The 24,624-nt window shown below is 60.6% G+C and carries 25 protein-coding genes; 4 read left to right on the top strand and 21 right to left on the bottom strand.

Going from position 1 to position 24,624, the window contains the following annotated elements; translation table 11 throughout:
• Nucleotides 1-33 precede the first annotated feature (33 nt).
• Nucleotides 34-561, bottom strand: a complete 528-nt coding sequence (locus IV89_RS04830) for a hypothetical protein (RefSeq protein ID WP_037944813.1) — start codon at nt 559-561, stop codon at nt 34-36.
• 97 nt (nt 562-658) lie between these two features.
• A complete protein-coding gene (locus IV89_RS04825; protein ID WP_037944814.1) occupies nt 659-1,381 on the bottom strand; it encodes a 16S rRNA (uracil(1498)-N(3))-methyltransferase in 723 nt (240 codons plus the stop codon).
• Nucleotides 1,382-1,393: 12 nt separating this feature from the next.
• Here IV89_RS04825 and ubiA point away from each other — a divergent pair, with 12 nt between their 5' ends.
• From ubiA to IV89_RS04810, 3 genes are all read left to right on the top strand, one after another.
• Nucleotides 1,394-2,368, top strand: a complete 975-nt coding sequence (gene ubiA / locus IV89_RS04820) for a 4-hydroxybenzoate octaprenyltransferase (protein WP_037944815.1) — start codon at nt 1,394-1,396, stop codon at nt 2,366-2,368.
• A 63-nt stretch (nt 2,369-2,431) separates the two neighbouring features.
• On the top strand, nt 2,432-4,330 hold the full coding sequence (locus tag IV89_RS04815) for an OmpA family protein (RefSeq protein WP_037944817.1): 1,899 nt from the start codon (nt 2,432-2,434) through the stop codon (nt 4,328-4,330).
• Between the two features lies 1 nt (nt 4,331).
• A complete protein-coding gene (locus IV89_RS04810) occupies nt 4,332-4,658 on the top strand; it encodes a hypothetical protein (protein WP_005849689.1) in 327 nt (108 codons plus the stop codon).
• A gap of 16 nt (nt 4,659-4,674) precedes the next feature.
• Here IV89_RS04810 and IV89_RS04805 read toward each other — a convergent pair whose 3' ends face one another.
• The 16 genes from IV89_RS04805 to IV89_RS04730 all read right to left on the bottom strand — a co-directional run bounded on the left by IV89_RS04805 (nt 4,675) and on the right by IV89_RS04730 (nt 19,238).
• Nucleotides 4,675-5,118 (bottom strand): molybdenum cofactor biosynthesis protein MoaE, encoded by a 444-nt coding sequence (locus IV89_RS04805; RefSeq protein WP_009825254.1) that lies wholly within the window; start codon nt 5,116-5,118, stop codon nt 4,675-4,677.
• 1 nt (nt 5,119) lies between these two features.
• Entirely contained in the window at nt 5,120-5,365 is a 246-nt protein-coding gene (gene moaD, locus IV89_RS04800; protein WP_005849691.1) for a molybdopterin converting factor subunit 1, read from the bottom strand.
• Nucleotides 5,365-6,030, bottom strand: coding sequence for a CDP-diacylglycerol--glycerol-3-phosphate 3-phosphatidyltransferase (gene pgsA / locus IV89_RS04795; protein ID WP_005849692.1), 666 nt, complete (start codon nt 6,028-6,030; stop codon nt 5,365-5,367). The genes moaD and pgsA overlap by 1 nt, the downstream gene beginning before the upstream one ends.
• A 122-nt stretch (nt 6,031-6,152) precedes the next feature.
• The gene (uvrC, locus tag IV89_RS04790) at nt 6,153-8,018 is read right to left on the bottom strand and encodes an excinuclease ABC subunit UvrC (protein WP_037944819.1); all 1,866 of its coding nucleotides are present in this window, start codon (nt 8,016-8,018) and stop codon (nt 6,153-6,155) included.
• Nucleotides 8,019-8,302: 284 nt separating this feature from the next.
• A complete protein-coding gene (locus IV89_RS04785; RefSeq protein ID WP_005849695.1) occupies nt 8,303-9,082 on the bottom strand; it encodes an SDR family oxidoreductase in 780 nt (259 codons plus the stop codon).
• Between the two features lie 12 nt (nt 9,083-9,094).
• Nucleotides 9,095-10,048 carry a calcium/sodium antiporter gene (locus IV89_RS04780; protein WP_005849697.1) on the bottom strand — a complete coding sequence of 318 codons (954 nt, stop codon included), beginning with the start codon at nt 10,046-10,048 and terminating at the stop codon, nt 9,095-9,097.
• A 173-nt stretch (nt 10,049-10,221) separates the two neighbouring features.
• Nucleotides 10,222-11,019: a S49 family peptidase gene (locus IV89_RS04775; protein ID WP_037944821.1), complete on the bottom strand. Its 798-nt coding sequence runs from the start codon at nt 11,017-11,019 to the stop codon at nt 10,222-10,224.
• Nucleotides 11,020-11,071: 52 nt separating this feature from the next.
• Entirely contained in the window at nt 11,072-11,833 is a 762-nt protein-coding gene (locus IV89_RS04770) for an ABC transporter permease (RefSeq protein WP_005849702.1), read from the bottom strand.
• Nucleotides 11,830-12,759 carry an ABC transporter ATP-binding protein gene (locus IV89_RS04765; RefSeq protein ID WP_009825261.1) on the bottom strand — a complete coding sequence of 310 codons (930 nt, stop codon included), beginning with the start codon at nt 12,757-12,759 and terminating at the stop codon, nt 11,830-11,832. The genes IV89_RS04770 and IV89_RS04765 overlap by 4 nt, the downstream gene beginning before the upstream one ends.
• A gap of 65 nt (nt 12,760-12,824) precedes the next feature.
• Nucleotides 12,825-13,349, bottom strand: coding sequence for a carbon monoxide dehydrogenase subunit G (locus IV89_RS04760; RefSeq protein WP_037944822.1), 525 nt, complete (start codon nt 13,347-13,349; stop codon nt 12,825-12,827).
• 139 nt (nt 13,350-13,488) lie between these two features.
• Nucleotides 13,489-14,451 carry an NADPH:quinone oxidoreductase family protein gene (locus tag IV89_RS04755; RefSeq protein WP_037944824.1) on the bottom strand — a complete coding sequence of 321 codons (963 nt, stop codon included), beginning with the start codon at nt 14,449-14,451 and terminating at the stop codon, nt 13,489-13,491.
• 120 nt (nt 14,452-14,571) lie between these two features.
• Nucleotides 14,572-14,682: a DUF2474 family protein gene (locus IV89_RS04750; RefSeq protein ID WP_005849709.1), complete on the bottom strand. Its 111-nt coding sequence runs from the start codon at nt 14,680-14,682 to the stop codon at nt 14,572-14,574.
• Nucleotides 14,682-15,689, bottom strand: a complete 1,008-nt coding sequence (cydB, locus tag IV89_RS04745; protein ID WP_005849712.1) for a cytochrome d ubiquinol oxidase subunit II — start codon at nt 15,687-15,689, stop codon at nt 14,682-14,684. Before cydB ends, IV89_RS04750 begins: the two co-directional genes overlap by 1 nt.
• A 10-nt stretch (nt 15,690-15,699) precedes the next feature.
• Nucleotides 15,700-17,115, bottom strand: coding sequence for a cytochrome ubiquinol oxidase subunit I (locus IV89_RS04740; RefSeq protein WP_037944825.1), 1,416 nt, complete (start codon nt 17,113-17,115; stop codon nt 15,700-15,702).
• Nucleotides 17,116-17,226: 111 nt separating this feature from the next.
• The gene (locus tag IV89_RS04735) at nt 17,227-18,570 is read right to left on the bottom strand and encodes a HAMP domain-containing sensor histidine kinase (RefSeq protein WP_037944826.1); all 1,344 of its coding nucleotides are present in this window, start codon (nt 18,568-18,570) and stop codon (nt 17,227-17,229) included.
• Entirely contained in the window at nt 18,567-19,238 is a 672-nt protein-coding gene (locus IV89_RS04730) for a response regulator transcription factor (RefSeq protein WP_005849717.1), read from the bottom strand. The genes IV89_RS04735 and IV89_RS04730 overlap by 4 nt, the downstream gene beginning before the upstream one ends.
• A 157-nt stretch (nt 19,239-19,395) precedes the next feature.
• On the opposite strand from IV89_RS04730, the gene IV89_RS04725 reads away from it, so the two are divergent.
• Complete coding sequence (locus tag IV89_RS04725) at nt 19,396-20,514, top strand: Do family serine endopeptidase (protein WP_037944828.1); 1,119 nt, start codon at nt 19,396-19,398, stop codon at nt 20,512-20,514.
• Between the two features lie 152 nt (nt 20,515-20,666).
• On the opposite strand, the gene IV89_RS04720 is transcribed toward IV89_RS04725, so the two are convergent.
• Genes IV89_RS04720 through IV89_RS04710 form a run of 3 tightly spaced genes read right to left on the bottom strand, consistent with a single transcriptional unit; the run spans nt 20,667 to nt 24,559 of the window.
• Nucleotides 20,667-21,812, bottom strand: a complete 1,146-nt coding sequence (locus tag IV89_RS04720) for an iron-containing alcohol dehydrogenase (protein WP_037944829.1) — start codon at nt 21,810-21,812, stop codon at nt 20,667-20,669.
• Nucleotides 21,813-21,817: 5 nt separating this feature from the next.
• Nucleotides 21,818-23,194: an aldehyde dehydrogenase family protein gene (locus tag IV89_RS04715; RefSeq protein ID WP_037944830.1), complete on the bottom strand. Its 1,377-nt coding sequence runs from the start codon at nt 23,192-23,194 to the stop codon at nt 21,818-21,820.
• A gap of 3 nt (nt 23,195-23,197) precedes the next feature.
• On the bottom strand, nt 23,198-24,559 hold the full coding sequence (locus tag IV89_RS04710; RefSeq protein WP_005849725.1) for a glutamine synthetase family protein: 1,362 nt from the start codon (nt 24,557-24,559) through the stop codon (nt 23,198-23,200).
• Nucleotides 24,560-24,624 lie beyond the last annotated feature (65 nt).

Genomic DNA, 24,624 nt, shown 5'->3' with positions numbered 1-24,624 from the left:
TGGTCTAAGGGATGGTGCGATTTGGACGGGGTGTCAATGCAACAGGGTCGAGGCCGGCCGCATCGAACGCCGCTCCCAAATCACGACGGACAGGGTCTTATCATCGGCCAATTCGGCCAACATTCTTTCGGTACGCAGCCCCGGAAGTGCGGCAAAAGCGTCAAAAAGCGCGTCCGCCCCCGCGGCATCCACGGGGATCATCACGGGATTTTGTCCAGGCTGTTCCAGTTTCCAATGCGCCGGATAGGCCCCGCGCTCAAGGCTCAGACGCTCCATCTCGCGTAGGGCGATGACGCCGCCGGTCAGGGGACCGAAATAGGCGATCTGCCCCTCATCCACCTGCACCGCTCCGGCCCCGAGGCCGGTCTTGCGAAACCGAACACGCTGCCCGCCGATCCAGACAAAGATCACCCCCGCAAGGATCAGCGCATAGCCCGGTATCGCCAACAGCAACCCCGGCCCCGCCACCAGCCAAAGCCCGATCAAAGCGGCCGCGATTCCGCCCAGAACCTCGCGCCAACGCCACAGTTCAGCCTTCGCCTCAGGTCGCAGAAAACTCATCGTGCTCTCCTAGTGCAGGCTTCATTTTGCCAGATAAACTCCACGGGGGCGTGGGGGTGTGAAACCCCCACTTCGACGCGCGTGCCGGAAACCGCACTCACGCCCAATCTCCCAATGTTTTTTGCCACAGGGTCATGGCCGCCACCGCTGCCGTATCCGCCCGCAAGATGCGCGGCCCCAAGGCGACGGGGCGCGACCAGTCCAACCCGCGCAAACGCACGCGTTCACTGTCGGAAAATCCGCCCTCTGGTCCAATCAGGATAGCCCAAGGACCAGGCCGCGCGGATGCGAGCCCCTCTTCCTCGCCCGCCAGCGCCTCGTCGCAGAACATCAAGGACCGCTCGGGCTCCCAACGATCGATCAGACGGTCCAGCCGGACCATATCGGCCACCTCTGGAACGAAAGTCCCGCCGCATTGCTCCGCTGCCTCGACCGCGTGGGCTTGCAGACGATCGCGCTGCACGCGGCCGGCGTTGGTAAATTCACTTTGCACCGGCACAATGCGCCGCGCCCCCATTTCGGCAGCTTTCTCGACAATGAAATCCGTGCGCGCCTTTTTGATCGGCGCAAAGATCAGCCACAGGTCGGGCGGCATTTGCAGCGCTTTCGTCTGCTCGGCACAGACCAGCACACCGCCGCGTTTACCCGCCTCGGCGACCTCGGCGCGCCATTCGCCATCGATGCCATTAAACAAAAGAACCGACGCGCCCACCGATTGGCGCATCACGCCAAAGAGATAATGCGCCTGCGCCTTATCCAAAGGAACGGATTGCCCCTGCCCCAACGGATGATCTACATAAAGTCTGATTTTCGCGTTCATGGGCACAGATATATGTACGACACCTCGCCGACACCAGATGGCAATGATGCGACACGCGTGGTCGATGCCCCTGCGGACAATTGGGTCGACCGTTTTGCGCCGCGTTTCACCCGCCCCTACCTGCGGCTCAGCCGCGCCGACCGCCCTATTGGCACGTGGCTGTTGCTGCTGCCCTGCTGGTGGGGGCTGACGCTGGCGATGCTGTTTGACCAGCAACCGCGCTGGTTTGACCTGTGGATCTTCATCGGCTGCGGTGCCGGTGCCTGGCTGATGCGCGGCGCGGGGTGCACGTGGAACGACATCACCGACCGGCATATCGATGGCAAGGTTGCCCGCACGCGGTCACGACCCATCCCCTCGGGTCAGGTCAGCGTCAAAGGCGCGCTGGCATGGATGATCGCACAGATGCTGATCGCGCTTGGCATTTTGCTGACCTTCAACGGGGCTGCCATCGCCCTTGGTGTGCTGGCCCTGCTGCCCGTCGCCGTTTACCCTTTTGCCAAACGTTTCACGTGGTGGCCGCAGGTTTTCCTTGGCATCGCATTTAACTGGGGCGCACTGCTGGCCTGGGCCGCCCATACCGGCAGCCTCGGCGCGCCTGCGGTGGTGCTCTATGCCGCGGGCATCGCGTGGACGCTTTTTTATGACACGATCTATGCCCATCAGGACAAGGAAGATGACGCCCTGATCGGGGTCAAATCCACAGCCCGCCTGTTCGGAGACAATACCGGCCATTGGCTGCGGCGCTTCCTGATCGCCACCGTGGGCCTGATGGGGCTGGCGGTGATCTTTGCCCTGCGCGATTCCGCATCCTTTCTGGCGATGGTCATCGCCCTTGGCGGTCCTTGGGCAATGGGGTGGCATATGGCGTGGCAGTTGCGTGGCATTGACATCAACGACAACGACAAGCTTCTGCGCCTGTTTCGTGTGAACCGCGATACCGGCATGATCCCGCTGGTGTTTTTTGCCGCAGCCCTGCTGGCGTGATTGCACCCCTGTCCCCTCGGGCGTATCAAAGGCTCCAACGTTAACGGTTTCAGAAACGAGCTTATGCGCCTATCTGCACTCCTGATCATCGCGATGACCTTTACCGCCGCTGCGACCGTGTCATTGGTGGCCGCGAATTTTTCGGTAACCCTGATCGAGGAAAACTCCGAGATCGGCGTGCGTGATGCGCTTGATGCAAAAGAGATGACATGGGCCGAAGTTCAGGCAGACGGGTTGCAGGTCACCCTGTCGGGCACCGCGCCGGACGAAGTCGCGCGGTTCAATGCGCTAAGCACCGCAGGCACCATCGTCGATGCTGCCCGCGTGATAGACCAGATGGATGTGACCGCGCAGGCCGCAATCGCCGCGCCGAAATTCTCGGTCGAGATTTTGCGCAATGATTCCGGCGTTTCGATCATCGGGCTGATTCCCACGACCACGGACCGCGATGCGGCGATCGACCGTTTCCAATCCATCGCCGGTCAAGATCATGTCGCCGACCTACTGGAATCAGCGAATTACCCTGCCCCCGACGGATGGGAGGACGCCTTTGGTTTCGCCATTTCCGCGATGGAGAAACTGCCCCGCGCCAAAGTCTCTGCCGAAGCGGGGCGTGTGGCGATCACGGCCATTTCCGACAGCGCAGAAGCCAAGGCACGGCTGGAAAACCAGCTGAAACGTGCGGCCCCTCCCGGGCTGGTGGTGACACTGGAGATCGCCGCGCCGCGCCCGGTGATCACGCCCTTCACCCTGCGCTTCCAGATCGAGGAAGACAGCACCGGCTTTGACGCCTGCAGCGCGGATACCGAACAGGCCAGCGCCCGGATCCTCAAGGCGGCCGTTGCGGCTGGCGCACCGGGGTCGGCACGCTGCACGGTGGGTCTTGGCGTGCCAAGCCCGCGGTGGTCGGAAGCAGTGGAAAAAGCCATCGGCGCGCTGTCCAAGATCGGTGGCGGCTCCGTCAGCTTTGCCGATGCCGATATCAGCCTGATCGCCGCCGAAGGCACCGAACGCGCCGTCTTTGACCGCGTCGTCGGAGAGCTGGAAAACGCCCTGCCTGACGTCTTTGCGTTGAATGCCCGCCTGCCCCAAACTGTCGACCCTGACGCCGGCCCGCCCGAATTTGTCGCCACGCTCTCGCCCGAAGGTCAGGTGCAACTGCGTGGCCGTCTGACAGACGACGCGCTGCGCGAATTGGCCGACAGCTACGCCAAGGCGAGCTTTGGCTCGGACAAGGTCTATACCGCCGCGCGGATTGTCGATGATCTGCCCGCCGATTGGCCCACGCGCGTGTTGTCGGCGCTCGACGCGCTGTCCAAGCTCGCCAATGGCACGGTCATCGTAACCCCCGATAGCGTCAGCGTCGCGGGCAACACCGGTAACCCCGATGCCAGCACGCAGATCGCAACCTTGTTGGCGGGCAAACTGGGCGAAGGCAAAGACTATGAGGTCAAAGTCGCCTATCAAGAAAAGCTCGACCCCGTTCTGGGCCTGCCCACCCCGCAGGAATGCGAAGCCGAGATCGGCAAAGTTGTGGCCAAGGGCAAGATCAACTTCGAACCCGGCAGCGCCACCATTGACGCCTCGGCGCTTGGTACGATGGATCAAATTGCCGAAATCCTGCAAGACTGCCGCGACATAGCACTTGAGGTACAGGGATATACCGACAGCCAGGGCCGCGAGGAAATGAACCTCGCGCTCAGCCAGTCGCGGGCCCAATCGGTGCTGAACGAACTGCGCGCCCGCCGCGTAATCACCGGCTCCTTCGTGGCCAAGGGCTATGGCGAAGAATCGCCCGTTGCCTCCAACGACACCGAAGAAGGCCGCGAGGCGAACCGCCGGATCGAATTTAAGCTGATCAATGAAGGCCCGTCGGAAGATTCTGACGAAACAGCGCTGGAAAATGGCGCGGATACAGGCGATACAGACACACCATCCGACCAGACCCAAGAAGGCAACTAACATGAGCAGAACCGAATTTGTCATCGCGACAGCGATTATCCTATTCGTCGCCTTCTGCCTTGGATGGTTTGCCAATTGGCTGCTGCACCGCTTTACCCGCGTGGCGGCCGACGATGTCGCCCAGCTTGACCGGATGAGCCAGGAATTGCACGAAGCCGAAGAAACCCGCGATCAGGCGATCACCTATCTGCAACAGCGCGAGGCAGAGCTGACGAACCAGCTCAACCAGACCGAGGCAGAGCTGCGCGCGGCGATGGACGGGTTGCGCGATGCGCGCCACGAAGCGGAAGAAATGCGCGCCTATATCGATCGTCAACAGGCCAGCTGAAAGACCGCGGTGCCGCTTACCACCGGGCCAGCGCGTCTTCGTCTTCTGCCTTTGATGCAACCCAATCCGCCCCTTTGGCAGTGATCTCACGCTTCCAGAAGGGTGCGCGCGACTTTAGGTAATCCATCAGGAATTCAGCCGCTTCAAACGCATCCTTGCGGTGGCGCGCAGCGGTGGCGACCATCATGATCATCTCGCCCGGCAGCAGTCGGCCAAAGCGGTGAATGACCAGCGCATCCCCCAGCGAAAACCGCGCCATCGCGGTTTCAGCCATCTCGGTCAGGGCAGATTCGGTCATGCCGGGGTAGTGTTCAATCTCCATCGCCTGCAACGGATCATCGGGCAGATCGCGCACGATGCCGGTAAAGGTCACAATGGCACCCATATCCCGATGGCCGGCAGCAAAATCCTGGCTTTCCTGCCCCAGATCAAAACCCGCTTCCTGAACCGAGATCTTCATCTCAACCCCCTGTCATCGGCGGGAAAAACGCCACTTCGCGCACGCCTTCCAACGAGGCATCGAAATCGGCAAGTTCCTGATCCACGGCGACACGCAGGCCGGACAGATCGGAAAAGGCGACCGCATAGCGCTCTTCGCGCGCGCGCAGTTCCTCTACAAGGTCCAGAACAGTGCGCGCCGACGTCTCGACCTTCTCACGAGGAAGCCCGATGCGTTCGCGAACCCATGCAAAATACAAGATATTCATCAGCGTGGCTCCACCAGATGGGGCATGGATTTGCGCAGATAATCATAGCCGGTGATCGCGGTCAGCGCCGCCGCAATCCAAAGCAGCACCAACCCGATCCGGCCGGCCCAGATCATCCCGTGGAACTTCCAGGTGAGCCCTAGAACGTCCTCTTCCTCACCCGAGAGTATGGCACCGACCAGGGCGTTATCCATGCCGAAAATCGACATGCCAAAGTAGTGTTCAAACAGCCCCTGCCCGAACAGCACAGCAATCGCGACCATCTGCGCGGTTGTCTTCCACTTGGCCAGCGCCGTGACCTTCAAAGTGCCAGACACATCCCCCAGAAACTCCCGCAGGCCCGAAACAAAGACTTCGCGAAACAGGATCACGGTGGCAGGGAGCACCAGCCACGGCGACCAGCTTGAAAACGCGACGATCACCATCAGCGCAATCACCACCATGGCCTTGTCAGCAATCGGGTCCAGCATGGTCCCCAGCTTGGTTTCCTGCCCCCATGCGCGCGCAAGATAGCCGTCAAACCAATCGGTGACCGCAGCGGCGATGAACAGGAACATCGCCAAAGCGTCCGCATAGGGACGCGTAAAATACAAGAACATCACAGCCACACCCGGGGCCGCGACAAGACGCAAGAGCGTCAGGATATTGGGGATATTCCACTTCATAGCGTCACCCTACAGTGGCAAGACGACAGGGGAAAGTGCCAAGACATCGCCTTCATTTTGCAAAATAAACTCCCCGCGGAGCGTCCTGCCCCCACCACGTGCCCGAAGGCTGAAATTTTGGGCTATCCGCGTTCATGGAAAAACGCATAAATCCGTTCGGCCAAAGCAACCGACACCCCGTCGACCGCCTTCAAGTCGCTCAAGTTCGCGCGACCAACGGCCTTGGCTGACCCGAAATGGGCCAGCAGCGCGCGTTTGCGGGCGGCACCGACGCCGGGCACATCATCAAGGGGCGTCGCCCCCACGGCCTTGGCACGTTTGGCACGGTGGGTGCCGATGGCGAAACGGTGGGCTTCGTCGCGCAAACGCTGGATGAAATACAAAACCGGATCATTATGCCGCAAGGCCATCGGGCGCTTGCCAACGCGGTAAAATTCCTCTTTGCCCGCATCACGATCCACACCTTTGGCCACGCCGACCATCGGAATATCCTCGACCCCGTATTCGCGCATGATGGATGCCACAGCACTCACCTGCCCTGCACCACCGTCGATCAACAGCAGGTCGGGCCACATGCCAAGCTTGCGGTCCGGGTCTTCCTTGAGCAATCGTTTGAAACGACGGGTCAGCACCTCTTTCATCATGCCAAAGTCATCCCCCGGCGTCAGGTCATCGCCGCGAATGTTGAACTTGCGGTACTGGTTTTTCATCATCCCGTCGGGGCCGGCGACAATCATACCTCCAACCGCGTTCGTCCCCTGGATGTGGGAGTTATCGTAGACCTCGATCCGTTGCGGCGGTGCAGGCAGATCAAAGGCGTCAGCGATACCTTTAAGAAGGTTCGTCTGGGTTGCTGTCTCTGCCAGTTTCCGCGCCAGAGATTCGCGCGCATTGCGCAGCGCCCCATCGACCAGCTCTGCTTTTTCGCCACGTTTGGGGACCACGATATCAACTTTACGCCCCAGCTTCCCCGACAGCGCCTCGACCATCAGATCGGGGCTTTCGATGTCGTTCGACAGGATCAGCTGACGCGGTGGTTCGCGGGTGTCATAGAACTGACCGATAAAGGCCTCCAGCACCTCGGCGGCATCCACATCCGGGCCCACACGGGGGTAGTAGTCGCGGTTCCCCCAGTTCTGGTTAGCGCGGATAAAGAAGACCTGCACGCAAGCCTGCCCCTGATCCAGGTGCAGCGCGATAATATCCGCTTCCGCAACGCCTTGCGGGTTGATCCCCTGTGCCGTTTGCACCTGCGTCAGCGCCTTGATCCGGTCGCGCAGGGCGGCGGCGCGTTCAAACTCCATCGCCTCTGACGCCTCGGCCATCTCGGTCGCCAGCCTGCCCTGAATATCGGTGGACTTACCGTTGAGGAATTTCTCCGCGTCCTGCACCGTCTTGCGATATTCCTCCGGCGAGATCTTACCCACACAGGGGGCAGAGCAGCGCTTGATCTGATGCTGCAAACAGGGGCGCGAGCGGCTTTCGAACATCGCGTCAGAGCAATCGCGCAGCAGGAACACCCGTTGCAGCTGGTTCAGCGTACGGTTCACCGCACCGGCGCTGGCGAAGGGCCCATAGTAATTGCCCTTTTCTTTTTTGGCCCCACGGTGCTTTTTGATCTGCGGATAATCATGCGTGGCCGTGACCAGAATATTGGGAAAGCTCTTGTCATCGCGCAGCAGCACGTTGAATTTCGGCTTGAGCTGTTTGATCAGGTTCTGTTCAAGCAGCAACGCCTCGGTCTCTGTCTTCGTGGTCAGAAACATCATCGACGCGGTGTTTGATATCATCCGCGCGATCCGGCCCGAATGACCCGACGGCCGCGCGTAGTTGCTCACCCGCGCGCGCAGATTTCGCGCCTTGCCCACGTAAAGGACACGGCTTTCCGAATCGAGCATCCGGTACACACCAGGAGAGCCATCAATCGTTTTCAGGTACGATTGAATCACCTCATGGCCGGTTTTCGGTTTTTCGTTAGCGTCTGACATTGATTCGAGCGTTCGGACCTTTTGGCTGCAACAGTGTTAGCGGTAGGACAAGATTAAACATACCCACGACTCTTGTGGATAACCTTGCAGATAACTTTCAAACAGCGCGGATTTTCCCATGTATTAATGGGGCTTCCGGTGTTTGCCTAATTTTTAGGCATATGTGCAAGCCATTGATTTTAGACGTTATTTTTATTAACACTTTCCAACCCACTGAAAACACGCCCCTTTTTGTAACGGTTTTGTTACCGATGTGACCGCGGTGCACAACTTGCGTGGAAAGCCTATTCTAGGCCTTGCGCGTCGGGGGTTTTCCAGCCTAGGTGCTGCCCCCCGTCAGTGCAGATCAACTGCCCCGTAACCGACGGCGCATCAAGGAAATAGCCCAATGCAGCGGTAATATCGCGGGGATTCGCCCCCCGTTCGAGAATCACCTTGGACCGCTGTCGCGCAAAGTGTTCGTCGGTCTGCTTGGCCCCCTTCAGGGTCGGCCCAGGACCGATTGCATTGACCCTTATCGCCGGCGCCAGTGCTTGGGAAGATGTCTGGGTCAGCGCCCACAACCCCATTTTTCCGATGGTATATGTCATGAACTCCGGCGTGAGCTTGCGCACACGCTGGTCCAGCATATTGATGATCAGCCCCACGGCGACGGGCTCGTCCTGTGCGTCAGTCTCCGGAGCCAAGCCTTGCGCGGCCATCGCCTGCGTCAGAATGAAAGGTGCCCGCAGGTTGCTACCGATATGGCGGTTCCAGCTTTCCTCTGTCGCGGTAGAAATGTTGTCGTATTCAAAAATCGACGCGTTGTTTACAAGGCAGGTGATCGGCCCGCCAAGCGCCACTGCCGCGCGTGGCAGCAGATCATGCGTCGCGGTCTCGTCCAGCAGATCGGCTTGTAGGGCGACAGCCTGCCGCCCCTTTGCCTTCAACTCGGACACAACCTCGTCGGCACCGTCGGACGAGCTGTTGTAATGCACCGCAACGTCATACCCGCGATCCCCGAGATATAGCGCCATCGCACGCCCCAAGCGGGCTCCGGCTCCGGTTACCAACGCGTGTTTCATACCGCACCTCTTTTAGATCAGAACAGCCGCCATATAGCCCGCATAGACGGCACATAGAACGATGCCCCAGATGCGGTTGATGTCACGCCCCAGATACACAAAGGGGATCAGCAGCAGCGACGCCCCCAGCATGACCCACAGATCGAACCGCAGGAATTCCGGATCAACATGGATCGGCCCTACAAGGCTCGCGATACCGATAATGCCCAGCAGGTTGAACAGGTTGGACCCGATCACGTTACCCAAGGCGACATCAGCCTGACGGCGCAGCGCTGCCATAACGGTTGTGGCGAGTTCGGGCATCGAGGTTCCGATCGCCACCAGCGTCAGCCCGATGACCGTGTCGCTTACCCCGTAGGCGCGCGCGATCATGGACGCATTATCCACCAGCAGCCCCGCCCCGAGGGGCAAACCCACCAACCCGAGCACAAGGAATACCGCAATGCGCCAGCCCGGCATATCGGGATCGGCCCCTTCGGGCTCTTCCAGGTCCGCGGCGGCAGCGTTTTTACATTCGCGGCGATGCTCTTTGCCGTCGCGGTACATGTCGTACAGCACATAGGCCAAGGCCCCCAGCAACACGAAACCCGCCCAGAAATCGAAAACGCCACGATATGCCAGCCCGATGAACAACACCGAAGCGGCAATCATCATGTTGAACGTCTTGCGCGTGCTACACTCTGACGTGTGCATCGTCGCCAGCAAGGCGGGCACCCCGAGGACCAGCAGGATGTTCGCGGTGTTCGACCCCACGACATTGCCCAATGCGATCCCAGGTGAATCGTCCAACACCGCCTTGATCGACACCAGCAATTCCGGCGCAGACGTCCCGAACGCCACAATCGTCAGGCTGACGATCAAAGCGGGCACGCCGAGGCGCAGGGACAGGTTAACCGCCCCCTTAACCAACGCATCCCCGGCCAGCAACAAAATCACCAGCCCCAAAACACTTAGAACCCAAGGCATAATCATCCGCGTTTACCCCCGCATCCGCAGGGAGATTTCCCAATGCGATAGCGTCCACAATTATTACATTTCTTCTGGCTCAGGCGCTTACCGCCCAACCAGTGCATCTTTCCAAACCATGCGAGCGTGCCCATGGCGACCAGAAACAATAAGACAATCTTAAAGACCATGCGTCATAGCCCGAACCGCGCATAGGCCGCGCGCTCTTCAATACTGTCGACCGCGTCGCCGATGATCTGCGCACCAAATCGGGACAGCAGCCCCTTTTTGGTGCCGTAGCGGTTGAACTTCACCTTGTCGCCAAAACGTTGCTTGATCATCGGGCGCAGGTGGCCGATGCCGTCGATCAGCCCCAGCTCGGTGGCGCGTTTCGCCAGCCAGACCTCTCCGGTGAACAGGTCAGTGTCAGAGGAAAGCTTGCTCCCGCGGCGTGATGTGACGTGATCGATGAAGTTCCCGTGGATATCCTCCAGCAGTTGCTTCAACCGCGCGACATCTTCGGGCTTTTCAGGGCGGAACGGGTCGAGCATGGATTTGGACTGGCCTGCGGTATAAACCCGCCGCTCTACCCCGTGGCGTTGGATAAATTCATCCGCACCAAAAGACGCCGAAATCACACCGATGGACCCCAGAACGGAACTGGGATCGGCATAGATTTCATCCGCAGCCGCGGCCAGCCAATAGCCGCCAGAGGCCGCGACATCTTCGACAAAGGCGATGACGGGGATGTTCTTTTCCTCAGCCAGACGCCGGATGCGCGCGCCGATCAACGACGATTGCACCGGGCTACCGCCGGGACTGCTGATTTCCAAAACCACAGCCGCGGGTTTGCCGCGGTTGAATGCCTTGTCGATGGCGGGGCCAATGCCGCTGTCGTTCAGGCCACCACGGGTGCGGCCCCCGATCACGCCGGACAGTCGCACCACGGAAACCGTCGGACGGGAGGCCAAAAAGGGAAGGTATTTTCTCATACCTTCCCATGTAGAGTGCACCATACCTGCAAACAAGGAGGGCACCCGATACTTACTGCCTAATCCGCCAGCCGGTACGGAAAATCCAACCGATCACCGCAAGACACAGCGCCGTAAAGCCCGCGATGGCCAAAAGGCTCGTCACAATCGGCACATCCGCCGATCCGAAGAAGGCCCAGCGGAAGCCCGAGATCAGATACACCACCGGGTTAAAGTGAGAGATCACCTGCCATACCGGCGGCAGCATAGAGATCGAATAGAACGATCCCCCAAGGAAGACCAAGGGCGTCACAATCAACAGCGGCACAAGCTGCAACTGTTCAAAGTTGCCCGCCCAGATCCCGATGATGAAGCCCATCAGCGAAAAGCTGATGCAGGTCAGCACCAGAAAAGCCACCATCCAGATCGGATGCTGAATGGTGATGTCCACAAAGAAGAACGCCGTGAGCAGGATGATCACCCCGATAAACAGTGCCTTGGTCGCCGCAGCCCCGACATAGCCACAGACAATTTCGATAAAGTTAACTGGCGCGGATAAAAGTTCGAACACGGTGCCGATGAACTTGGGGAAATAGATGCCAAAGGACGCGTTCGAGATCGATTGCGTGATCACGCTCAGCATGATCAGCCCCGGTACGATGAACGCGCCATAGCTGATGCCTTCTACCTCTTGGATGCGGCTGCCGATCGCCGCGCCGAACACTACGAAATACAGCGATGTCGACAACACCGGAGAGATCAGACTCTGCGTGATGGTGCGAAAGAAGCGCGCCATTTCAAACGTGTAGATGGATTTGACAGCGATCCAGTTCATGCCGCGTCCTCCTTGACCAGATCGACAAAAATATCCTCAAGACTGCTTTGCGACGTCTCAAGATCAGACAGCACAAGCCCCGCGGCCGCGACATCGGACAAGAGCTTGGTGATGCCCGTCCGCTCTGCCCGCGTGTCATAGGAATAGATCAACGCGTGCCCGTCGTCGGACAGGGTCAGCGCATCAGAGACAAGACTGTCAGGAATCGCGTCAATCGGTTGGGTCAGCTGCACCACCAACTGCTTTTTCCCCATGCGTGACATCAACGTGTCTTTATCCTCGACCAGCAGCAGCTCGCCGTGGGCGATCACACCGATCCGGTCGGCAATCGCCTCGGCTTCCTCGATATAGTGGGTGGTGAGGATGATGGTCACGCCGCTGGCTTTCAGGTCCGCGACGATGTTCCACATATCGCGGCGCAGTTCTACATCGACGCCGGCGGTGGGTTCGTCCAAGAACAGGACGCGGGGCTCATGCGCCAATGCCTTGGCAATCAAGACACGACGTTTCATCCCGCCCGACAAGGCGCGGATCTGGCTGTCTTTCTTGTCCCAAAGCGATAGCTGCCGCAGGATCTTTTCAACTGCCGCATCATCCTTGGGTTTCCCAAACAACCCGCGCGAGAAACGCACAGTGCTGATGACTTTTTCAAAGGGTTCTAGGTTGATCTCTTGCGGTACCAGCCCGATCATCGACCGCGCACCACGGTAGTCGTTTACCGTGTCGAAACCGCCCACAGTGACGCTACCGCCTGTGCCGGTCGTGATCCCGCAAATGGTTGAAATAAGTGTTGTTTTCCCTGCGCCATTAGGGCCAAGCAGGGCAAGGATTTCGCCCTCTCGGATGTTCAGCGACACGCCTTTCAGCGCCTCGAACCCATCCGCATAGGCCTTGCGCAGGTCGGTGATCTTTACGATGTCAGGCATGGGCGTCTCCGGTGTTGTTGGCCGGAAACTAGACTGATTATTCCAAAGTGAACAGGCCCTACCCGTCAGCTTTTGCTGCGGCCGAACCAGCCCTTTTTCTCGGCTGGTGCATCCGCTGCCTCTGCCGCTTCCGCCGGCGCATCCTCGGCTGGGCCCTCAAGCGTTTCTTGCAGGTTGTTAAAGAACTGGTCCGCCATCTTTTTGGCAAACCCGTCGATGATCCGGCTGCCAAGCTGCGCAAGCTTGCCGCCGACCTTGGCCTCGACGTCATAGGAAAGCTCGGTCCCGCCATCGACAGCAGCCAGCGTCACGTCCGCCTCGCCCTTGGCAAAGCCCGCAGCACCGCCTTTGCCTTCGCCGCTGATCTTGATCGACTGGTCAGGCACCATATCGGTCATGGTGACCTGCCCCTTGAACGTGGCTTTGACGGGGCCGACCTTCTGTACCACGATCGCCTCGAACCCTTCTTCCGGCGAACCGGTCACCTCGGTCGCGCCGGGGACGCATTTGATCAGCATGTCAGGGTCCAGCAGCGCGGCATATACCTCTGCCGGGCTGGCTGCGATCTGGCGGGTCTCTGACATTTTCATGGGGGCTCTCCGTTGATGGCTTTGCGACAACCTAGCGCACATCAATTGGCAACGCCAAGGTCAAACGCGCGGGTCCGACTATTGCGATAGGGCCGCAAAAGATATCAACAGTCGCCACATCGCCAATAAAACGCAGACCCTAGCTGACCCGTACGATGACCTTGCCCGTCGCCTTGCGCGTGCGCAGCAGATCCAGCGCTTCGTTCGCTTGATCCAGCGGCAACACGTGGCTCACATGGGGTTTCAGCTTGCCCGCGCTATACCAGTCAATCAGCACCTTGAAGCTGTCTGTCAGCACCTGCGGTTTGAAATTCTTGTACCCGCCCCAGAAAAAACCCAGCACGTCGATGTTTTTGACCAGCAGGATATTGGCAGGGATCTGCGGCACCTCGCCCGAGGCAAACCCAAGCGGCAGGATGCGGGCCTCGGGGTTGCAGGCCCGCAGCGCCGCCTTGAACTGGTCGCCGCCGATCGGGTCATAGACCACATCTGCCCCGCCCAAGGATTTCACCACCTCGCGGATGTCATCGGTTTCTGAATCGATCAGATGGTCGGCCCCGGCAGCGCGGCAAATCTCCAGCTTGGCCGCACCACGGGCGCAGGCGATGACCTCTGCCCCCATGAGCTTGCCCAGCTCCACCGCGGTCAGCCCGACCCCGCCCGAGGCCCCCAGCACCAGCAGACGTTCCCCCGGTTGCAGCCGCGCCTTGTAGTCCAGCGCCACATGACTGGTGCCATAGGCCACAAGAAAGGCCGCGGCATCCTCGGCCGGCATATCGTCGGGGATCGGCACGCAGACATTGGCGGGAATGGCGGCATATTCGGCCAGCCCCAGCAGGCCGCTATAGGCTGCGATCCTTTGACCAACGGCCAGATCGGTCACGCCCTCCCCCACGGCGACGACGCTGCCCGAAAGCTCCATCCCCAGCGTGAAGGGCAGATCCGGCTTTTGCTGATAGGTGCCCTTGATCATCAGCAGGTCACCAAAGTTCAACCCGCAGGCATCGACCTTGATCAACACTTCGCCAGCGGCGGGGACGGGCATTTCCAGCTCTTGCTCGGACAGGGGCTGGTCATAGGCGGTGACTTGCATGGCGCGCATCGGGGGATCCTTTTGCTATTTCACGCAAAAGGGCCAGAGCATTGGCGGCTTTGCAACCCCCTTGCCCCGGCCCTTGTGAAATTACCCAACGGCAGATGCCTGGCCCCGCCATGCTCCCCCTCAGGGCATGATCATCAGCCGGATCCCATAGGCCACCAACCCAAGCGCTGCGACGCTCAGCACCCAGATCAGGACAAACCACCCGGTGCGTGTCATCCAGTTGCGTCGCATCAGTGGTAACCCTCTTCGGGGTCGATCTTCCCGCGGAACACCCAGTAGGTATAGATCGTGTAAGACAGGATCATCGGCAGCAGGACCAAGGTGCCGACCAAGGCAAACTTGAGGCTGCTGTCAGGTGCCGCGGCCTCGACGATGGTCAGCGAGGAAGGCACGATATAGGGGTAGAAGCTGATCCCGATCCCGATAAAGCCCAGCACGAACAGCGCCAGCGCGCAGAGGAACGGCGTCACATCCCAATGACGTTGCAGCCCGTGGAACAGCCCATAGACGGCCGCGGCCACCAAAGCAGGCACCAGAAAGCTGAAGATCGCGGTCGGAAAGGCGAACCAGCGGCCAAAGAAAGCGTCGTTCAGGAAGGGCGTCCAAAGGCTGACGAGCCCCATGAACACCAGTGTCGCAATGGCAAAGGGCCAGGCCAGCCGCCGCATATGCGCCTGAATACGCCCCTCAAGCTTCATGTTCAGCCAGGTCGCGCCCAACATCGCATAGCCGACGGTCACCGCGAAACCGGTCAGGACAGAGAAGGGCGTCAGCCAGTCCCACCAGCCGCCGGCATAGGCGCGGTTCTCGATCTCGATCCCCTGCACCAGCGCGCCAAGCGCGATCCCCTGACACATGGAGGCCACCAGCGAGCCCCCGAAAAACGAGATATCCCACAGATGTTTGCCCCGCACCGTGCGCCAGCGGTATTCGAAAGCGACGCCGCGAAAGACCAGCCCCAGCAGCATCAGGATGATCGGCATATAAAGCGCGGGCATCACCGTGGCATAGGCCAGCGGGAAAACGGCGAACAAACCCCCGCCGCCCAGAACCAGCCATGTCTCGTTGCCGTCCCAGATCGGCGCGACGGAGTTCATCATCACGTCACGTTCGCCCTCGTCCTTGGACAGCGGGAACAGCAGCCCGACCCCAAGGTCGAACCCGTCGAGGATGACATAGATCAGCACCGCAAGCGCGATGATGCCGGCCCAGATAAACGAAAGCTCTAATCCAAACATCTGCTGTCTCCTACTCTGACGCTGCTATGTCTTGGGTCTTGTCCTGCGCCACCGGAGTCGTCCCCGCCGCCCGCACCGGCCCGTCGGTGAGCTCTTCCTGCGCGCCCACATGGGGGCGTTTGCGCATCAGCCCGAGGATATAGAACACCCCCGCCCCGAAGACGAAGAAATAGACCACGATGAAAGAGATCAACGATGCACCAACCGCAGGCGCGCTGACTGGCGCAAGGCTGTCACTGGTGCGCAGCAGCCCGTAGACGGTAAAGGGCTGGCGCCCGACTTCGGTCGTGATCCAACCGGCCAGCACCGCGACAAAGCCCATCGGCCCCATGACGATCGCCGCCCGATGCAACCAGCGCGAGCTGTGCAGCGTCCCGCGCCAGCGCGCGATCCCGCCCCAAAGGCCAAAGCCCAGCATGGCAAAACCAAGCCCCACCATCACACGGAACGAGAAAAAGACGATGGCAACCGGCGGCTCGTCCTCGTCAGGGATCGTGTCCAGCCCGTCCAGCGGCGCGTTCAGGTCATGTTTGAGGATCAGCGACGACAGTTTCGGCACCTCGATAGCGTAATCGACCCGTTTTTCTGCCTGATTGGGGATGCCGAACAGGATCAGCGGCGCGCCGTCGGGGTGGCTGTCGAAATGCCCTTCCATCGCCATGACCTTGGCGGGCTGATGCTCTAGCGTATTGATGCCGTGGAAATCCCCTGCCGCGATCTGCAAGGGGGTGACCAGCAGCAGCATCCACATCGCCATAGAGAACATGCGGCGCGATGCAGGCCCCTGATTGTCCTTCAGCAAATGCCACGCACCCACAGCGCCCACAACCAGCGCCGTCGTCAGATAAGCCGCCAGCACCATATGAAGCAAACGGTAGGGGAACGACGGGTTGAAGACGATCTTCCACCAATCCAGCGGAATGAACTGCCCCACATCGTTAAAGCCATAGCCCGCAGGGGTCTGCATCCAGCTGTTCACCGACAGGATCCAAGTGGCCGAAAGCAACGTGCCAAAGGCCACCATCGCCGTTGCGAACATATGCAGCCCCGGCCCGACCCGTTTCAGACCAAACAGCATGATGCCCAGAAAGCCGGCCTCTAGGAAGAAGGCCGACAGCACCTCATAGGCCATCAGCGGCCCGACCACCGGCCCCGCCTTGTCAGAGAAGACCGACCAGTTGGTGCCGAATTGATAGGACATCACAATGCCCGACACGACGCCCATGCCAAAGGCCACGGCAAAGATCTTTTTCCAGTAGTCGAAAAGCACCCTGTAGGTTTCGTCCTTGGTCCATAGCCAAAGCGCATTCACCACCGCCAGAAAGCTGGCCAACCCGATCGAGAACGCCGGAAAAATAATGTGAAACGAAACGGTAAAGGCGAATTGGACCCGTGCCAGAACCTCGGCGGAAAACCCATCAAGCATGTCGTACCTCGTAGTGAATGGCCAAAAACAACGGGTTTCGGCCCTTACACCCTAGATAGCGCTGCACCCCCCATAAGTCACATGCTCAAATCGCCGCAGAAGACGGGCGTGCTATAGGGTGATGCGCACAAGAAGCCCCGGCGCGTTGTCCAGCAGCGCGATCTGCCCGCCGTGCAGCTTTACCACCCCCTCCACAAGGCTGAGCCCCAGCCCGTTGCCCGGCGTGTGGCGGCTGGCATCCAATCGATACAAGCGGCGCAGCACTTTGTCGCGCGCGTCTTCGGGGATGCCGGGGCCATTGTCGGCCACCTCGATCACAGGCCGCCCCTGCGTGCGGGAAAGCGTCAGGGTGATCTCGCTGCCCTCGGGCGTGTGGCGCATGGCGTTTTCCAGCAGGTTCGACATCATCTGCCCCAACAGGTTCTTGTCGCCCGAGACGGTGATTTGCGCGTCGGGCACGACACTGTGCAACCGCTGCTGCTTGGCCGCGGCGGCGGGCTCGTACACTTCGGTGAGGGTCTCGCAAAGCTGGTTCAGATCAACAGATGTGAAATGCGTCTTGGGTGATCCTGCCTCGACCGAAGCGATCTGTAGCAGCGATTGAAAGACCGAAGCGATGCCCGCGACCTCCTCCTGCGCCTTGGCCAGCAAGGTGCCTTCGTCCGTGTCTTCGGGCAGGCTGCGCGCCAGATCGTCCAGATGCACCGCGACGCGCTGGATCGGTGTCTTGAGGTCATGCGCAATGTCCGACGATACCTGCCGCAGCATCTGGGTCTGCGCCTCTTGTGCGCCTGCCATCTGGTTCACCTTACTGCCGATACGTTGCAGATCATCCGCCCACCCCGGCGACACGGTCACCCGCGCGGCAAGATCGCCGGTTGTCAGGTCATCCAGCGTGCGCCCGATAACATCCACATGCCGCTTGCTGCGCCGCGCCAGATAAAGCCCGCCCGACAAGGCGACCAGCACCGTGGGCAGCAGGCTGATCAGCAGGATATTGAGAAACACCGTGCGCAGCCCTTCGATCTGCGCGCGGCTGCGGGCGACGGTCAACTGCCCGCCATACAGCGGCGTTGTCAGCGACAGGTAGACCCCGTCATATTCGGCCCGTCCTTCGGCCAGCGACACGATATGATAGCCTTCGTCATCCCGCGCGATGGCCCCGTTGCCATAGATACGCCCCGACGGGGTGATATAGCTAAGCACAACGCGGCTGGGATCGGCGTCGCGCGATTCAGCGTCCACCAGCAGGGCCACGGCGCGGGCATTGGGGGCCGCGCGAAAGCCCGCGATATCCTGTTCCAAATCCGCACGGATCGCGGTTTCAAATGAATTCTGCGTCACCGCATAGCTGGCCGCCAACCCCATCAGACTGACGGTCGAGAACAGCAAGACCAGCAGCAGCGCCAACCGCACCGGCATGGACCGCCAAAGCTGCGCCAGCCGCGCGGTCATCCGTCGATCCGGTAGCCGGCACCGCGCACGGTCTGGATCAGCTCGCGGTCAAAGGGTTTGTCCACCTTGGCCCGCAAACGGCTGATGTGGGTTTCGACAACGTTGGTCATCGGGTCAAAGCTGATGTCCCAGACCGCCTCGAGCAACATGGTCCGGGTCTGCACCCTGCCCTTTCGGCGCAGGAGATGCTCAAGCAGTGCAAATTCACGGGGCAGCAGGTCGATCTCCTGTCCGGCGCGGGTCACCTTGCGGGTGATCAGTTGCATTTCAAGATCGCCTGCACGCAGCACGGTTTCCTGCTCCATCGCTTGGGGGCGCCGTGCGAGGGCGGTGACACGCGCCGAAAGCTCGCCAAAGGCGAAAGGTTTGACAAGATAGTCGTCGCCGCCTGCGTTCAACCCGCTGATACGGTCATCGACGCTGCCCATGGCGGTCAGAAACAGCACCGGCGTCAGGTTGCCCGCGCCGCGCAAGGTCTTGACCAGGGTCAGCCCGTCGATCTCTGGCAGCATCCGGTCGACGATCAGCACGTCGTAAGCCCCCGAGGTCGCCTGTATCAGCCCCTCGCGCCCTTCAGCGACAAGATCAACGGTATGCCCTTCTTCGCGCAACCCCCGCGCAATATAGGTTCCGGTGGTGGCATCATCTTCGACGACAAGCAGTTTCATATACAATGGTCCATTGAGGCTTTGATCCTTCGATACCTGATATAGGGCGTGCTGCCACCTGCGAGAGACAAGTTTACACATTTGTATAGCCCGCAAAAACCCGCTGTTAGAATGGGCTGCCATTTGGGTGTCATCCCTGAAGACGAAGGAACCACGCATGACATCTCTTTTCTCCTCCCCCCGCCGCGCCGCACCTTTTGTGCTCGCAGCGGCCCTTGCCTCTACCTCGGCCATGACGCTTGCCCCGTCGGCGGCTCTGGCGGTGCCCGCCGGCGGCTATGCCGATCTGGTAGAACAAATCTCACCCGCTGTTGTCTTCATCGAGGTGACCGGCACGGCAGAGCAGGCCAGCGCGCAGGTGCAACTCCCCGAAGGCATGCCAGAGGAACTGCGCAAACGTTTTGAACAACTGATGCCGCAAGGACCGGCTGGCGCACAGCCGATGCACGGGCTTGGATCGGGCTTTATCGTGTCCAAGGACGGAATGATCGTCACGAACAACCACGTTGTAGCCGGTGCCGACACGGTCAAGGTCAAGCTGGCCGATGGCCGCAGCTTTGACGCCAAGGTGGTCGGCAGCGATGTGCTGACAGATATTGCCGTGCTCAAGGTCGAAGCGGATGTAGACCTTCCAGCGGTGAAATTCGGGTCTTCCGATGACATGCGCGTCGGCGACGAGGTGGTCGCCATGGGCAACCCCTTTGGTCTGGGTGGCACGGTCACCACCGGCATCATCTCGGCCAAGTCGCGCAATATCAACGCAGGCCCCTATGATGACTTTATCCAGACCGATGCAGCGATCAACCGTGGCAACTCCGGCGGGCCGCTGTTCAATAACGCGGGCGAAGTGATTGGCGTGAACACCGCGATCCTGTCGCCTGATGGCGGCTCTGTCGGGATCGGCTTTTCCGTGCCATCCGACCTGGTGCAGGACATCGTGGCCGACCTGTCCGACGACGGGGAAATCACCCGCGGCTGGCTTGGCGTTCAAATCCGCCCGATGACGGCAGAGGTCGCGCAAGTGCTGGGGCTGGACGCGCCGAAAGGGGCGGTGATCGAAGCCATCGGCGATGACAGCCCGGCCAAGAAAGCGGGTCTTGAGAAAGGTGATATCATCCTGTCGTTCAACGACACAGAGATCAAGGAACTGCGCGACCTGACCCGCGCTGTGGCCGAAACCGATCCGGAAGCCGAAGCCGAGGTCATGGTCCTGCACAAGGGCAAAGAGGTCACGCGGACGGTCACCATCGGCACATTGGCCGACCAAAAAGCGTAAGCGTCTTCCAGCGGGCTTACCTCGTTCCCTGCTGGATTTGCCCGACCGCGTTCCCCAACGCGGCGGGCCCCACCGCCCGTCCCCCCGGTGCGGCAGACCACCTCCGACGCAGACCGTCGGGGGTGGTTTTCTTTTGGGCCCTCTACGGGTGCCTAGATCGTCGCCTCGAACAGCTTGCGCAGGTTTTCCGTGGTCAATGTCACAGGGTTGCCACCGCAAGACGGATCTTCAAGCGCCATCGCGACCAGATCGTCGATCCGGTCTGCGCTCACGCCCATTTCCGACAGTTTGCGCGGGATACCGAAGCTGTCGTTGAACTCCTGCACGAAGGCGCGGAAGCCGTCATAGCCGCCGTCGATCCCAAGATACCCTGCCGCGCGGTCAAAGCGTTCGCGGATTTCAGGCTCGTTCAGGTCCAGCACCGCGGGCATGCAGACCGCATTGGTGGTGCCGTGGTGCGTGTTAAACACCGCGCCGATCGGGTGGCTCATGGCGTGGATCGCGCCCAGACCCTTCTGGAACGCCGTCGCCCCCATCGCCGCCGCCGACATAAGCTGCGCGCGCGCTTCGATGTCGTTGCCGTCTGCATAGGCGCGCGGCAGATAGTCGATGACCAGCCGCATGCCCTCCAGCGCGATACCCTGCGACATGGGGTGGTAATGCGGGCTGCTAAACGCCTCGACGCAGTGGGCAAAGGCATCAAGGCCGGTGCCTGCGGTGATATGTTTGGGCATCCCCACCGTCAGCTCGGGGTCGCAGATCACGATGCTGGGCAGCACCTTGGGGTGGAAAATGATCTTTTTTACATGGGTTTCAGAGTTGGTCAGCACCGACGCGCGCCCCACTTCGGACCCGGTACCCGCCGTGGTCGGCACGGCGATGATCGGCGCGATGGCATCGGCATCGGCGCGGGTCCACCAATCGCCCACATCCTCGTAATCCCACACAGGCCGCGACTGCCCCGCCATGAAGGCGACCATCTTGCCCAGATCAAGACCAGAGCCACCGCCAAAGGCGATCACACCGTCATGCCCGCCCTCGCGGTAGACCTTCAGCCCCGCCTCGAGGTTCAGCTCGGTCGGGTTCGCGTCCACTTCCGAGAACATCGCGCGGCCAAAGCCTGCGCCGTCCAGCAGGTCCAGCGTGCGGGTCGTGATCTCCATCGAGGCAAGGCCCTTGTCCGTCACCAGCAAGGGGTTTTTCATCCCCGTGGCCACGCAGGCCTCTCCGATTTCAGAAATACGGCCCGCGCCAAAGCGGATGGCGGTGGGGTAGGACCAGTTGTTTTGCAGTGCCATAAGGATCAAGCCTTTTTCAGGTGGTAAGATTTGGGGCGCGTCAGCGCCTGATAGCCAAGCTCGGACAGGCCTGCGCCCTGCCCTGTGTCCTTGCAGCCGGTCCAGCACAGGGCCGGATCAAGGTAATCGCAGCGGTTCATGAACACGGTGCCGGTTTCCAACTGCGCGCCGATGGCATCGGCGGCATCCGCATCCTTGGTAAAGATCGCGGCGGTCAGGCCGAACTGGCAGTCGTTCATCAGCGCAATCGCTTCGGCGTCGTCTTTGACAGGCATGATGCCCACGACAGGGCCAAAGCTTTCGTCGCGCATCACGCGCATGTCGTGGGTGACGTTGGTCAGGATCTGTGGTGTGAGATACGCGCCGCCGTCATCCGCCTCAAAGGTATCGATCAGCGCGGTCGCACCGGCGGCGACGGCCTCGGATATCTGGGCGCGGACCTCGGCGGCGAAACGGACGTTTGCCATGGGGCCGATATCGGTATCCGCCTCAAGCGGGTTGCCAAGCTTGAGCGCATTGACCCAAGCCACGGCCTTTTCGACAAAGGCATCATACAGGCTTTCGTGCACATAAATCCGTTCGATCCCGCAGCAGCACTGCCCCGCGTTGAACATCGCCCCATCCATCAGCCCGTCAACAGCGGCGTCGACATCCGCGTCGGCGCGCACATAGCCGGGGTCTTTGCCCCCCAGTTCCGTCGCAACCGGGGTGAAGGTGCCTGCGGCTGCAATCTCCATCGCCTTGCCGCCCCCGACCGAGCCGGTGAAGTTCACGAAACCGAACTGCCGTTCGGCGATCAGCGCCGAGGTGGTGTCGTGATCAAGAAAGACGTTCTGGAAGACATCGTCGGGGATGCCGGCGGCGTGGAAAGCTTCGGCCAGACGTTCACCCACTTGCAGGGTTTGGGTGGCGTGTTTCAGCACAACGGTATTGCCCGCGATCAGCGCTGGCGCGACCGTGTTGATCGCCGTCATATAGGGGTAGTTCCACGGGGCCACGACCAGCACAACGCCGCGCGCCTCGCGGGTGATCTTGCGGGTAGCCTTGTCGCTGTCTTCGACAATCGTCGGGGCCAGCGCCTTTTCGGCGATATCTGCCATATAGTTGCCGCGCTCGGCAAAGCCGCCGAACTCGCCGCCATAGCGCACGGGACGGCCCATCTGATGCGCCAGTTCCTGCGCCATACGATCGGTGGTTTTGCCCACCTCGGCAATGGCATCGCGCACCAGTTGGACACGTTCGGACAAGGGGCGCGCGGCCCATGCGCCTTGTGCTGCCTTGGCGCGGGCGCAGACATCGCGTGCCGCATCCAGCGACAGGACAGGGCGTTCAAGGTAAACCGATCCGTCAATCGGTGAGATACATTTCAAAGTGTTTGTCATGGCTTATGCTCGCTCAAATCCGCGGTTGATTTCCCAGTCGGTCACGACCTTGTCGTATTCCTCCTGCTCCCATTCGGCTGCGCGGGTGTAGTGGTCAACCACGTCGTCGCCAAGGGCCTCGCGCAGCATGGCAGAGTTGCGCAGCGTTTGGGTCGCGGCACGCAGGGTGCGGGGGATTTCGGTGACGTTGGCGTCTTCGTAGACATCGCCCATCGTCGGCTCTTGCAGGGGCAGCTTTTCCTCGATCCCCTTGAGACCCGCCGCCAGCAACACAGCCTGCGCCAGATAGGGGTTCAGGTCAGACCCGCCGATGCGACATTCAACGCGAATCCCCTTGGTGCCATCGCCACACAGCCGGAAGCCCGCGGTGCGGTTATCGACAGACCAGACGGTTTTCGTAGGCGCAAAGGTGCCTTTGGCAAAGCGTTTGTAGCTGTTGATATAGGGCGCGAAGAAATACGTGATATCAGGGGCATAGGCGATCAGGCCGGCCATGAAATGCTGCATCATCTGCGACATCCCCAGCTTGGCGTCCTTGTCATAGAATGCAGGCGTGCCGTCTTTCCACAGCGACATATGCACGTGGCTGGACGACCCCACCTTATCCGCCGACCACTTGGGCAGGAAGGAGGCCGAGAACCCCTGCTGATAGGCGATCTCTTTCACCGCTTGTTTCGAAATCGTGTGATGATCGGCACAGGCCAGCGCATCGGCATAGCGGATGTTAAGCTCTTGCTGGCCGACCTCGGCCTCGCCCTTGGTGCATTCGACCGGAATCCCCGCACCCACCAGATGGTTGCGCAGCGGTTGCAGGAAGCTTTCCTCTTTCGTGGTCTGGAACAGGCAGTAGTCTTCGTTGTGGCCGTTCAGGGGCACGAGGTTGGCGTATTTCTCTTTCTGCAAGGTGCGGTAGTCGCCCTCGAACAGAAAGAACTCAAGCTCGGTCGCCATCATCGCGTCAAAGCCAAGCGCGTCCAGTCGGGCGATCTGCTTTTTCAGCATGGCGCGCGGCGAATGGGAGACAGGTTCGTGGGTGTGGTGATCGAGCACGTCGCCAAGCACGAGCACGGTTTTGTCCAGCCACGGCACATGGCGCATGGTCGACAGATCGGGGCGCAGCACATAGTCGCCATAGCCGGTTTCCCAGCTGGTCGAGGCAAAGCCCTCGGGCGTGGACATCACCAGATCGGTTGCCAGCAGATAGTTGCAGCAATGCGTCTCCGCATGGGAATGGTCGATGAAATTCGTGACGTGAAAACGCTTGCCCATCAGGCGGCCCTGCATGTCCACCAGTGCCACCAGCACCGTGTCCACCTCGCCTTTGGCGGCCAGGTCCTTGAGCGTGTCGAAAGTAAGGTTGCCCATCTGCAAACGTCCCTTTTGATGTGAGGGGGCGGCACAGATGCGCCGCCCCGATGGTCATGATGTCA

The organism is Sulfitobacter sp. CB2047 (assembly GCF_000735125.2).
Taxonomy (GTDB): domain Bacteria; phylum Pseudomonadota; class Alphaproteobacteria; order Rhodobacterales; family Rhodobacteraceae; genus Sulfitobacter; species Sulfitobacter pontiacus.
The sequence above is the reverse complement of the archived record's forward strand: the minus strand, read 5'-3'. Positions and strand labels throughout refer to the sequence as shown.